This is a genomic window from Bacteroides sp. ET489, from assembly GCF_030518095.1.
Lineage (GTDB): Bacteria > Bacteroidota > Bacteroidia > Bacteroidales > Bacteroidaceae > Bacteroides > Bacteroides ndongoniae.
Window position 1 is genome coordinate 1 of record NZ_JAULLJ010000003.1, and the last position, 12432, is coordinate 12432.

At 43.1% G+C, this 12432-nt stretch carries 10 protein-coding genes and 1 tRNA gene; 9 read left to right on the plus strand and 2 right to left on the minus strand.

Annotation, left to right across the window (positions count from 1 at the left end):
* The first annotated feature begins 42 nt into the window (after window positions 1-42).
* From Q3C19_RS02280 to Q3C19_RS02320, 9 genes are all read left to right on the plus strand, one after another.
* The gene (locus tag Q3C19_RS02280) at window positions 43-1314 is read left to right on the plus strand and encodes a sulfatase (RefSeq protein ID WP_302727193.1); all 1272 of its coding nucleotides are present in this window, start codon (window positions 43-45) and stop codon (window positions 1312-1314) included.
* Window positions 1315-1483: 169 nt separating this feature from the next.
* Window positions 1484-4090 carry a DUF4962 domain-containing protein gene (locus tag Q3C19_RS02285; protein ID WP_302726949.1) on the plus strand — a complete coding sequence of 869 codons (2607 nt, stop codon included), beginning with the start codon at window positions 1484-1486 and terminating at the stop codon, window positions 4088-4090.
* Window positions 4091-4121: 31 nt separating this feature from the next.
* On the plus strand, window positions 4122-4880 hold the full coding sequence (locus Q3C19_RS02290) for a DUF3575 domain-containing protein (RefSeq protein WP_302726951.1): 759 nt from the start codon (window positions 4122-4124) through the stop codon (window positions 4878-4880).
* A gap of 19 nt (window positions 4881-4899) precedes the next feature.
* Window positions 4900-5922, plus strand: a complete 1023-nt coding sequence (locus Q3C19_RS02295) for a DUF6562 domain-containing protein (protein ID WP_302726953.1) — start codon at window positions 4900-4902, stop codon at window positions 5920-5922.
* A 261-nt stretch (window positions 5923-6183) separates the two neighbouring features.
* Window positions 6184-7401, plus strand: a complete 1218-nt coding sequence (locus Q3C19_RS02300) for a transposase (RefSeq protein ID WP_302726955.1) — start codon at window positions 6184-6186, stop codon at window positions 7399-7401.
* 54 nt (window positions 7402-7455) lie between these two features.
* Window positions 7456-8415: a hypothetical protein gene (locus tag Q3C19_RS02305; RefSeq protein WP_302726957.1), complete on the plus strand. Its 960-nt coding sequence runs from the start codon at window positions 7456-7458 to the stop codon at window positions 8413-8415.
* A 208-nt stretch (window positions 8416-8623) separates the two neighbouring features.
* Window positions 8624-9502: a CPBP family intramembrane glutamic endopeptidase gene (locus Q3C19_RS02310; protein WP_302726959.1), complete on the plus strand. Its 879-nt coding sequence runs from the start codon at window positions 8624-8626 to the stop codon at window positions 9500-9502.
* Entirely contained in the window at window positions 9495-9731 is a 237-nt protein-coding gene (locus tag Q3C19_RS02315) for a hypothetical protein (RefSeq protein WP_302726961.1), read from the plus strand. The genes Q3C19_RS02310 and Q3C19_RS02315 overlap by 8 nt, the downstream gene beginning before the upstream one ends.
* Window positions 9732-9902: 171 nt before the next feature.
* Window positions 9903-10961 carry a hypothetical protein gene (locus tag Q3C19_RS02320; RefSeq protein WP_302726963.1) on the plus strand — a complete coding sequence of 353 codons (1059 nt, stop codon included), beginning with the start codon at window positions 9903-9905 and terminating at the stop codon, window positions 10959-10961.
* A 185-nt stretch (window positions 10962-11146) separates the two neighbouring features.
* Here Q3C19_RS02320 and Q3C19_RS02325 read toward each other — a convergent pair.
* Together Q3C19_RS02325 and Q3C19_RS02330 are read right to left on the minus strand one after the other, a co-directional pair.
* Window positions 11147-11220, minus strand: a tRNA-Asp gene (locus Q3C19_RS02325).
* A 257-nt stretch (window positions 11221-11477) separates the two neighbouring features.
* Window positions 11478-12347: a mechanosensitive ion channel family protein gene (locus Q3C19_RS02330; RefSeq protein WP_071148603.1), complete on the minus strand. Its 870-nt coding sequence runs from the start codon at window positions 12345-12347 to the stop codon at window positions 11478-11480.
* Window positions 12348-12432 lie beyond the last annotated feature (85 nt).

Here is a 12432-nt window from a genome sequence, read left to right on the forward strand (position 1 = left end):
AACTTTCTTTTTTTTGATTTTATATCGAACTCACGTTACATTATGACCGATCAGCAAACAGCTACGGCTATGAGTTGTGCTGGAAACGTTGATTTGCATACGCCAAACATGGATCGTCTTGCAGCACACGGTTTGCGTTTCACCAACGCTTACTGTTCGTTACCATTGAGTGGTCCGTCGCGGGCATCTATGTTTACCGGTCATACGCCTGCCGAAATAGGTATGGCCGAGAACGAGACACCCATGCCCGACTCCCTGCGCAGCCGTACACTGGGCACATTGTTGAAGCAGGCAGGCTATGAAACAGCCTATGCGGGCAAGTGGCACGTCAATACTAATTCTCTGCCTGCCGCGCATGCTTTCGGTTTTGAGAATCTGCATGGTCATAACGATAACGGACTTGCCGAGTCAGCGGTAAGTTTCCTGCAACGAAAACACACCAGACCGTTCTTCCTTGTGGCTTCGTTCGACAATCCGCATAACATTTGTGAGTATGCCCGTTGTCAGAATACCCCGTTTGCCAACCTTGAAGAATTCCAGCTGGACGACTGCCCTAACCTGCCTGCTAACTTTCCTATAGCCCCTTATGATGCAGATGTGCTGAGCTACGAGCGTGAGCAGAGCTATCGTCTGTATCCGACCCGACACTATACTCCCGATGACTGGCGATGTTATCTCAATGCCTACTATCGGTTGATAGAACATGTGGATGTCGAAATCGGTAAAATTGTGGACGAGATAGAGCGACAGAACCTGTGGAAAAATACCCTCATTATTTTTACCTCCGACCATGGAGATGGAGCTTCTGCTCACCAGTGGAATCAGAAAACGGCTCTTTACGAAGAAGTGGTTAACGTGCCTTTCATTGTCTGTCTGCCCGGTACAAAGCATGCTGGAACCGTGATGCCTCAGCTTATTAATAATGGTGTGGACCTGATGCCCAGCCTTTGCGATTGGTCGGGAGCCAAGTTGCCCGACGGCGCACAGGGAGTCAGTTTCCGTGCGTTGACAGAAAGTGGAGACACAGCCCTCAGTCATCGTTCCTATGTGGTGACGGAAACCTTGTTTGCCCAGACCGGTGGTACGTGTGGCTGGATGGTACGTACACCCCGTTACAAATATGTATTGTATGAAGCCGGGAAGAACCGCGAATTGCTTTACGACATGACATGCGATCGGGGAGAGATGCGCAATTTAGCTGTGGAACGTCGATATACAGAGCTGTTGAAGCAGCATCGTGTTCTGCTGTTAGAGTGGATGAAGCAACATCCTACGCCGGGTCCCTATTCTCCTATGCGTTTCATTCCCAGGTGATTGAATAAGTGCTTGTACAGAATTGAAAGCTTGATATACAAAAATGAAACAGAAATCGCCAAAATTGAAAGGAAGAATATACAAAAACGATACTTCTTTTTCGGGCAAATACGGATATTTGCCAACAGAAAATCCGATGAGGCGAATTATTTAAATAAACATACATACCATGAAGAATTTGATTCTCATTTCTCTGTTTTCTGCTGCAGCCATCAATCCGGTCTGCGCTCAGAAAGCTCCGGCTAACATCCGGTTGACGGAGCAAAGTATGATGCACGAATCGCGTGTTACCCCTTCGCCGCTCAACGGTGCAATGGTCGACGATCGCTTCGTGTCTTTTCAGTGGCCGTTGCCGGCCGAAGCCCAGTCTGATGGTGCTCCCATGGACGGTTTTGAACATTTGGTCAAAAAGATAGATAAGAGTAAGTTGGCTTACAAGATACGTTATGCCCAAGATAGTACATTTAGAAAAGGTTGTTTTCAGGCAGATACCCGCTGGCCTTTCTACAACCCAGAGAAACCGTTGTCGCCTGGTACGTGGTACTGGCAGTATGCCTATGTCAAGGACGGTCAACCACAGTGGAGCGAGACTTTACAGGTAGAGGTAAAAGACAACGGACATCGTTTCTGCCCGCCTTCATTGAAAGAAGTATTGGCGTGTGTGCCCTTGTCGCATCCTCGCGTTTGGATTATTAAGGATGAATGGGACAAGTTCAGAAAAGAAAGTCTGGGTAAGGTAGAAAGAGCCTGGTATCTGGAACGCGCTGATAAAGTGTTGACCACACCCATGAAGGATGTGAAGGACATCAATACCAGTCAGGTGAAGAACCTTACCAACCAGATGCAGATCAATTCATACCTCACTCGCGAAAGCCGCCGCATTATCGATGCCGAAGAAGGAAACACCGAAGCCTTGATACGTGCTTATCTTCTGACCAAAGACCGTAAGTATGCCGATGAAGCTATCCGTCGGGTGATGATCATGTCCGATTGGAATAAGAACGCGAACGTGAAGGGCGATTTTAACGATGCCACCCTTCTATCACTCTGTTCTATGGCCTACGATTCTTTCTACGACTTGCTGACTTCTGCTCAGAAGAAAGAATTGTTAGATGACATCCGAGAGAAGGGCAACGGCATGTATAATCATTTCAATAACTATATGGAGAATCATATTGCCGAGAATCATATCTGGCAAATGACTCTCCGCATTCTAACCATGGCTGCTTTTGCCACTTATGGTGACTTGCCCGAGGCCGATACATGGACTGACTACTGCTATAACGTATGGTTGGCGCGCTTTCCTGGTTTGAACAAAGATGGAGGTTGGCACAATGGTGATTCCTATTTCACGGTTAATACGCGTACTCTTATTGAAGTGCCTTATTATTATACAAAACTTACAGGTTTTGATTTCTTCAGTGATCCTTGGTATACCAACAATGTAATGTATACCATCTTCCAGCAGCCTCCTTTTTCCAAATCGGGTGGTAATGGTAGTTCACATCAGAATGTTGCACGTCCTAATAGCATACGTATCGGTTATTTGGATGCTTTGGCTCGTCTTACTGGCAATACTTATGCAGCCGACTTTGTACGCCGTACCCTTAAAGTTGACCCCCTTTACTTGAAGAAGGCTTTGCTGGCTAAGCCTGGTGATTTGGCCTGGTTCCGTCTACAGTGTGATAAACCTTTGCCTGATGGTCCTGGTCTGACAGCTTTACCTTGGGGATATGTCTTCCCCGAAACCGGCTTAGCATCTTTCCAGACTAATTGGGATCGTGTGGGCAGCAACGCCATGTGGAGTTTCCGAAGTAGCCCTTATGGTTCGACCTCCCATGCTTTGGCCAACCAGAATGCTTTCAATACCTTCTTCGGCGGTAAGCCCATTTTCTACAGCAGTGGCCACCATATCGAATTTACTGATGTGCATAGCATGCTTTGTCATCGTGGTACGCGTGCCCATAATACAATTCTTGTTAATGGTATGGGACAACGCATAGGTGTGGAAGGTTATGGATGGATTCCCCGCTATTATGTAGGGGAGAAAATCGGTTATGTGCTGGGTGATGCATCCAATGCTTATGGTAAGGTAATTTCTCCACTGTGGTTGAAACGTGGTGAGCAGAGTGATGTACATTATACACCGGAGAATGGTTGGGATGATGTGCCTCTTACGAAATTTCGTCGCCACATCGTTAACTTGGGTAATACTGGTTATATTTTTATTTACGATGAGTTGGAAGCATCCGAACCGGCTGATTATACCTTTATGTTGCATACGGTGACTCAACCAATGAGCGTGGATAAAACAGATAAACGTTATATTCATGTACAGGGTCTCTCGGGACGAGGGGGAGCTTCGGATGCTTACATTTTCTCTACAGGTGTTTTGCAGACCGATACTACCAGCCAATTCTTTGTACCAGCCCATAACTGGTTGCGTGCCGATGATAAAGGTAACTTTAAAAAGTATCCTAACCATTATCATTTTACGGCCAAGTCGGAGAAAGCCAAAGTCTATCGTTTTGGCACCATTATTAACACTCATGCTGTGAAGTATCCTGCCAAGGCACCCGAAATTCTGGAGGACGGCCGTATTAAGGCCGGTGGTTGGCTTATCAGTGTTAACCTCAAGGCCGAAGGCGCACCTTCGTTTTTCATACGTAGTACCAAGGACAAGGTGAGCATTACCTACAAGGGGCAGGAAACCATCGTAGATGAGAATGGCTACGTCACTACCATGCGCGACAAAGTTCCCGAGTTGGAAATCTGAATTGTACCACTTATTCATAAACTGATTCATCATGAAAACATTCATATTACGTATTCTTCTGTCGGCTTTTTGCTTGGCTGCCGCGCTGACTGTTGGGGCACAGGTTCCTGTGAAGCCTCTGATACAGACTTCGGCCGAGCCCGAAGAAACGGCAGTGTGGAAACCTTCGGGCAAACCGACGTCCAAGCCTGTTGCCCACAAGCAGAAAAACACTTTGGTGAAACAGTCTGCCGGAAAGAAGTCTGCTGGTAAGAATCCTGTCGTTGAGAAAGCAAAGAAGACAGCTGTGCCCGTTACGGGTAATCGATATCATGCTCTGAAAACGAACGTGGCTTTTGATGCCATCGGTGTGCTCAACTTGGCTTACGAAGTGCAGCTACACCGCAAGATGACTCTCGACTTGCCTGTGATGTGGAGTCTGTGGGATGCGCAGCGTGAACATGCCCTTCGCGTCATTGCCTTGCAGCCCGAGTTGTGCTGGTGGACGGGAAGCGAGGTCGGACGGGGACACTTCTTTGGGTTGCACGCCCATACCGTCTGGTTCAACTTTAAGTGGGAAGACAATCGCTATCAGGACGTCGGTCGTCCACTATTGGGAGCCGGACTGAGCTATGGTTACAAACTACCCTTGGGGCAACACTGGGGAGCCGAGTTCAATGTAGGTGTGGGTTATGCCAACCTGAAATACAATACCTATTATAATATAGAGAACGGCGCATTGATTAATACCCGCATCCGTCACTATTGGGGACTGACCCGTTTGGGACTTTCGCTGGTCTATCGCCTTTAATCTTAAATATATGAAGACAATGAAAAAGATATTCAAACATATTTTCAGCCTCTTGGGCAGTTGCATCTTCTTGTTGGCCTCTTGCCAGTTGCACGAAGAACCCGAAATGACAGCTACAGGAGAGTGGGGGGTAGACCCTACAGAGGTGACGGTTAAGGCACAGTTGTCGCTCCGTCTAACTGTTTCCGATGCCGCGTCGAAAGCTTTCTCTACCCGCGCAGAGGGCGATGCTGCCTACTTGCACCGTTTTATTGTGGATGCCTATCTGAGCGACGCCACTTCCGTACGGCAGGTTGTTTACGAAGAAGTAGTGGACGGACGCACCCTGCTCACTGTGCCCGTATCCCTGAAACTTCACGCACGCCCTTACCGACTGGCTGTTTGGGCCGACTATGTGCAGGCTGACCAGAGGGCTGACTGGTTCTACGATACCACTACCCTGACTCCTGTCATCGGCAATGGACGCTATCAAGGCAACACCGACTGGAAAGACGCCTTTTATGCCATGCAGAAAGTGGACTTGAGCAGTTATCGCAACGACTGGAACGTGCAGGTGCCTCTTGAATTGACACTCAGCCGTCCTGTGGCACGCTATCGCCTGCTGGCTACCGACCTCGACAAGCTGATAGACAAGGTTTCAGCAGGCGAAGTAAGTGGCAACAAGTTCACCGTGCGTGTGAAGTACAGCGATTATTTACCTATGGGTTTTGATGTGCTTACCGGGCAGTTGCGCAATTCTCTGCTTTACATGAGCTATAGTAAGGAGTTTACCCTGCCCGAAACATCTGTCAAGGACTTTGAGATAGGCTTTGATTATGTACTGTGCAACGAGGCCGACACCGTTGTGCCCGTAGAGGTGGAAGTGGTGGATGGCCAGAACAAGACCGTGGCACGCTCCATCATACGCCTACGCTGTACTCCCGGCATGCTTACCACCGTTCGTGACAACTTCCTTACGGCCGATCCAGCCCTGGCTGAGGATGGTGTGGGCATTGATCCCGACTTCGACGACGAGATAGACATGGAGGTAGAGGTCATTTAAATGAAAACAAGCATAATTAAGTAACTATATTTATACAATACTTCGGTAAATTTTTACCGATAAATTAAAATTAAACATAGAATCGGCATAATCCGGTTCAAAATTATATTCAAGAGATCATTGAAATACTGTCAAGAATAAATCGTCAAGGAGTAAGAAAAGGGATGAAAAAGATATGCTAAACAGCTGAAAATTAACAGAAAAAGTATTGCATAATTCACTGATTTTTAGTAAATTAGAAGTACTTCACCACTTTTAATTATGACTAAAGAATCACTCCTTATGCAATACCAATCCGAGTGCAGAAACGCTCTCGAATCAGCTGTAAATATAAGCAAATCTTTTCAGAAAGTATTCATGGATGCAATGAAATTATTCATGGCTATACCTGACCGCATCAATTTCCTGCAAATGGGACGGTATGGATGTTTCTCGGAACAGACATACCGCAACAATTTTGAGAACGACGGCTTTGACTGGTTTTCCTTCAATGAAGCCATCATCAGGGAACACCTTAAAGGTGGTCGCAAGGCGATAGCCGTTGATCCGTCTTTCATTCCAAAATCAGGCAGCAAAACGCCGTGGATTGGCTATTTCTGGTCCGGTTGTGCCGGTGAATACAAACGTGGACTGGAAATAACCGGTATTGGAGTTATAGACGTTGACAACCATGAATGTATGACTTTGGGCTCTGTACAGACACCTGACAACGCAACGCTGGAAAGCTGTGAGAAGAATCTTGTTGACTGGTACAGCTCTTACCTTATCAGCATACAGGAACAGCTGAAACGTATTTCTGGCACAGTCGTATGTGATGCGTTCTTTTCAAAGGCAACTTTCATCAAACCATTGTACGATAACGGTTTCCACGTAATAAGCCGTTTCAGGAATGATGCCGTATTGTTTTATCCCACCTTAGAAAATAGGACAGGAAAACGCGGACGTCCAAAATTACATGACGAGAAAATTGACTTTGAAAATCTGGACATCACAAGATGTACCGAGTACAAAGTGAACAAGGGTAAACTTTACGGACTGAAAGCATACTCCAAAGCACTCAAACGCTTTGTGAGCCTGGCTGTATGGTACCCCATGGATGGAAGAACGGACAAATGGCAGCTGTATTTCTCTACAAACGAAATACAGAACGCACAGGATGTCCTGGACTTTTACAGAACACGTTTCCAACTCGAATTCTGCTTTCGGGATGCCAAGCAACATGCCGGAATAACAAACTGTCAGTCTACAGACTTCAGGAAACTGGCATTCCACTTTAATGCATCACTTGCAGCTATAAACCTCGCCAAGGCTGCCTGTAAGAAGATGGGAATAAAATATTCCATATCATCATGCAAGTCAGTCATACACAATGCTTACATGCTTGAACGATTTATTTGCGTGTCTGGGATTGAACCAAACACGCAATTAATTGACAAACTTTTCAAAGAACTCATTTTATTTACTGCCAGAGCCGCTTAGGCTGGGCTAATTTTTAACGAACTATTGTTTTAATGAACATATATAAATAATACAATGAAGAAAAAGACAAAACGTAATTTGATTATCGCAGCGATAGTGATAGTCTTGATTGCTGCCGGAGCCGCTTGGTTTATTTATCCTTTCATCCGTTATAGTTCGCATACGCTTGCATACCGTTCAGCCCTGCCGGGAAACGCGTGCTATCAATATCCGATTCAGTACAGCAAAGAGGGTTGGTTTCTGATTGATTGTACCCTCAACGGCACGCACAAAGTTCCGCTCCGTATCGACACGCAAGCGACAAGCCTTATGCGCGAAGATTCCATCCAAGCCTACGGTGGCGAATACTGGGGGAATCTGCCGATTAAAAGCACCAATGCGTATCAAGAGAAAAATTCTCCGGAATTGTACACATTCACTTCTATTGCTTTTGGTGAGGCAAGCATCCAAGAACCGATGTTCAACGGCATTCGCAAAGATAACGTGATATATGATGTGATAGATGAAGGCGTGTTCGGAACGGAAATGTTGGCTATTGGCACGTGGAAATTCGACACGGAAGCGGGCACGATGACGCTTTTCCATTCCAATAACAAAGATCTGCTGGCGAAGGAGACCGCAGGAATGACCTATCTCCCTCAAGGATTGCGCGAGGATTCCATTCCGGTTTATATGAATGGATTGAATGAAGAAGTACGCTTTACGCTCGATTTGGGTTATACAGGAGTATTGGAGATAAACAACGCACTTGCAGACCGGCTGAAAACGCACTTTCCTTACGAAGAAAAAATCAAACAGCACGGAGGGAAATTGACCGATACGCTCACCGTTTTCAAGATTCCCGTTACGGTTGCCGGAACACGGGTTGATTCTTGTGAGGTAGTTAATAGCCGCGTGGTGAATGCCAACTATATTGGAGCTAAATTTATGCACCAATGCAATTTTGTATTACATTATTCTCTTGATGAGCATGGCAAGCCAAACAAAGACCTCTACCTGAAAGTAAGAAAATAAGCAAGATTAATATTAGTAGATAAGGTAATCGCTGTAGATAGAGGGGTTATCGATTCATGCATCATGTCCGTATTAAGCGGCAAATTAGAAACATATATCTGACAAGCAGAGAGCCTTACTTTGGAGATAGAGCGTAATGGGGAAAGGAAGATATTTGTTATCATGCGGAAAAGGATAAGTATCTAACTTGTCTTTGGTTGAATAAATAATGGAGGATAAAAAGGTTATGTTTATGTGTCATATTGAAAAGAAAAATAGAATACCTCTTTGGGGTGATTTGCTGCTTTTAATTTTGGGTTTCTTTTTTGGAGCCTTGATAGCAGAGGAGTGCACTTTGTCTTTATTGGGTTCAACTGGTTATGAAAATGACCGTTATTATTTATTGTCTGCTATACTGTCCTGTTCAATGGTGTCTTTGGTTGTCTTGTTTTTGCATTGTATCATAGACAGACGTCCTTTAAGCGAACTAGGCCTGTGTTCTTTTAATAAGTTAGGAAAATTTTCTAAGATTATTATATTGTGGACTGTTATTGTATTCACTCTCGGACTGATAATTTGTATATTGAGTGGTTCAGCAAATATATCAGCAGTTCAATTACATTGGAAAGATTTATCTTTAAGTCTAATAATGTTCATTTTTGGTGCTTTTTATGAGGAAATTCTTATAAGGGGTTATTTGTTGACACGTTTATGTCGGTCTGGTTTGAATATCTGGATAAGTTTAAGTATAACCTCTCTCATATTTTCTGCTTTACATCTAGCAAATCCTGATATGAGTATCTGTTCAGCTGTTAATCTTTTTTTAGGTGGTTTTTTTGATGGCTGTATTTTTTTGTTGACCGGAAGTCTTTGGACGGCTGTAATTTCACATTGTGCATGGAATTGGCTACAAGGTTCTATTTTTGGTTTCAATGTCAGTGGTGGAGAATTTTATCAATCACTTATTAAATTAGAATACCCTTCTTACAATTTAATAAATGGTGGATTATTTGGATTTGAAGGTTCTATTATATGTACGATATTATTACTTCCTTCTGTTTTTGTATTAATAAAACTTGTATCTAAGAATCTTAAGGAAAATGAATGATTTGAAACTGAAGTTTATAATTTCAGGTATTCTGATTGCCGTTATTGGGCTGGTACTGTCGCACACGTATCGTCCGTATGTGTATGAGAACCATATCAATGATTTTCATCTGGCAGATGTTGTAGGCAGTGTCGTTTGCGTACCTGCTGCAGTACTATGCGCCTATGGCATTGATAGCAGATACTCGATAAAGCAGCAGAAATATTGTTTATGCCATCCTTATACATAGTTTGATAAATCTTTTAGTCTTAGTCTCTTAACCTAAAGATAACATAGCGATAACATAAACTAATTTTCTTTGCGCATACCTTTGCGGCATAAGAACTATAGCAACTCTTGGTTCATTTTTTGCTTATTAGTGTAATTTACGTTTAAAATATAAATTTAGTCTATTGAAAGTATGAAATTCAAGATCTTTACCATTTTATTACTCTTTGTGAGTCTTAATGTTTCAGGGCAGGCTGTCTTGCTTGACAAAACTACCGGTCAATGTATATCTTATGCACAGATTTTAAACAATAAGGGAGCAGTTGTGGGTACGACTGATATAGAGGGCAACTTGCCTCAGGACTTAAACGACGAAAATGTTACTATTCAGCATATCGCGTACAACCCTAAGAGTGTCAAATCCTCTCTTTTTAAGAAAGATACTCCTATTTATCTAACGCCTATCGAGTATCAGCTGGATGCTGTAACAGTTACAGCGGAGAATAGAGAATATATTCATCTTAGGACTTACTTCAGAAGCTATCAATTGAATGATTCCTGTATGAAATATTTCAGGGATGGATACCTGGATTTCTTTATTGATACAAAACATAAAGATGCAGAAAAACTTGTAATAAAGATTCGTAACTTCCAGAACGATTCATTGATTGATAAGGATAAGGAAAGGGCAAACACTCTTGTGGATAAATACATTTATACTCCAAATTTGGACGGACTCACTTTAATGGAAACACTGAAAAAAGAAGGCTGGAAATATAATACTGATAGTATAGACAGCCGACTTCTGTTAAATGAAATGGTTGGAGGTGCAATAAGGATAGATACTATACAGAAAGTATTACGAGTGGAATATGATGTTCTTGCAACAAAAGGAAAGAAGCCTAAAACACTTTTTGGTTACACAACACGCCTCGAAAACTTTTATCAGACGGAGAATTACATCTATAATTCAGAATATCAGTCCTATATGGATTTAATAAACAGAAAGAGCTATAGAAAGTTGTTCTTTAGCCACAAGAAAGATCCCAAAGAACAGATGATTGAAATCTTTGATGAACTATATGTTCTGGAACACAAGTATATTACAAAAGACGAAATGAGACTGTACAAAAAAACTTTGAAGTCAAAATTAGCCTCCCAAGTTAAGTGGAATATAGATAGCACAATAGTAACCCCATTAGCACCACAATTAGAGCAAGTATTAATAAATGACCTGTCGCAAGTTGAATAAAGATAGGGTTAGACAAATCATCAATACCGAGCGGAACTGTTAATGCCAAAATCAAGATAAGGGGCAAACTCAAGTAAGTTAAGCCCCCTTTCTTTTTGCTTCTTAATGAAAAACACCCGACTTTACATTCTTGGGTGTAAAATCGGGTGTTTATTTTGTAAAACATTGATTTTCAATGTTTATTGCGGTGCGTACGGGACTCGAACCCGTGACCCCATGCGTGACAGGCATGTATTCTAACCAGCTGAACTAACGCACCATTATTTCATTGTTTTGTTGCTATCTCTCTCGATTGCGGTTGCAAAGGTAGGCATTTATTTCTAATCCGCAATAGAAGAACGATATTTTAACAGTATTTTATAATTTAAAATTATACCCTGCAAATAGAGGCGTCTTTATATCATCCTTATTTCTAGACACATAAGCATCTAAAGGCATTTATATAGGAAGTCCGGAAACACTTCGATGAAATATGTTTCCGGACTATTTGAATCAGAAAAAGATTCCACAACCAAATCAGTCTGCGGCCTGGTGAACCGTCAGTTGCGGGAACGGGAAGCCAATGCCTTCCTTATTGAACTCGGCATAAATGTTCTTGTTCATATCGAAATAGACATTCCAGTAGTCTGAAGTCTTCACCCACACACGTATCACCACATTTACACTGCTGGCATCCAATGCATGTAAAGCCACATAAGGTTCGGGAGTAGTCAGAATACGTGGTTCAGCAGCTATGAGGCTACGAACGGTTTTCTCTACCTTGTCATAATCTTCTCCATATTCCACACCTACTATCCACTCTACACGACGATTTTCTTCACGGCTGTAATTGACAATCGTTCCGCTGCACAAGGAACCGTTAGGGATATAAATTACCTTGTTGTCGGCAGTAGTCAGCAAAGTATGAAAAATCAGAATTTCGCGCACGGTACCGGCTTGACCCTGACTCTCAATCCAGTCGCCCACTTTGAAAGGGCGCAAAATCAATATAATCAGTCCACCGGCAAAGTTCTGCAAATTGCCCGACAGCGCCATACCAATAGCCACACCGGCCGATGCCAGCAAAGCAGCAAACGAGGTAGTCTCAATGCCCAGCTTTCCGATAATAGCCACTACCAACAGAATTGTCAGCAAAATACTCATCACATTCCTGACAAAGCTCTGTATACCTGGATCTACCTTCCTCTTTATCATGATATTTGCAACCATCCGTTGCAAGAAGGAGATCAGAAAACGTCCCACTATGAAAATGATAATTGCACTGATCAGGTGTTTACCGGCATTGATGCCCCAGTCGTACATTTGTTCCGCAAACACCTGCAAACGGCTCAATTCATTTGTAGTTTTTTCAGCAGTCGCCGCTGCCGTTAACAAAATAGATAACATATACATTCTTCTTTTTTTAATAACTGATGCTAAACTAACAAAAAAGCAGCATTTTCGTTCACATTTCTCTCTGTTTTTCCGTAAA

Excerpts from the sequence above, each read along its gene's own strand:
- Q3C19_RS02280 (WP_302727193.1), top strand. The coding sequence starts at position 43 with ATGACCGATCAGCAAACAGCTACGGCTATGAGTTGTGCTGGAAACGTT.
- Q3C19_RS02315 (WP_302726961.1), top strand. The coding sequence starts at position 9,495 with ATGAATGATTTGAAACTGAAGTTTATAATTTCAGGTATTCTGATTGCC.
- Q3C19_RS02330 (WP_071148603.1), bottom strand. The coding sequence starts at position 12,347 with ATGTTATCTATTTTGTTAACGGCAGCGGCGACTGCTGAAAAAACTACA.
- Q3C19_RS02285 (WP_302726949.1), top strand. The coding sequence starts at position 1,484 with ATGAAGAATTTGATTCTCATTTCTCTGTTTTCTGCTGCAGCCATCAAT.
- Q3C19_RS02295 (WP_302726953.1), top strand. The coding sequence starts at position 4,900 with ATGAAAAAGATATTCAAACATATTTTCAGCCTCTTGGGCAGTTGCATC.
- Q3C19_RS02290 (WP_302726951.1), top strand. The coding sequence starts at position 4,122 with ATGAAAACATTCATATTACGTATTCTTCTGTCGGCTTTTTGCTTGGCT.
- Q3C19_RS02305 (WP_302726957.1), top strand. The coding sequence starts at position 7,456 with ATGAAGAAAAAGACAAAACGTAATTTGATTATCGCAGCGATAGTGATA.
- Q3C19_RS02320 (WP_302726963.1), top strand. The coding sequence starts at position 9,903 with ATGAAATTCAAGATCTTTACCATTTTATTACTCTTTGTGAGTCTTAAT.
- Q3C19_RS02310 (WP_302726959.1), top strand. The coding sequence starts at position 8,624 with ATGGAGGATAAAAAGGTTATGTTTATGTGTCATATTGAAAAGAAAAAT.
- Q3C19_RS02300 (WP_302726955.1), top strand. The coding sequence starts at position 6,184 with ATGACTAAAGAATCACTCCTTATGCAATACCAATCCGAGTGCAGAAAC.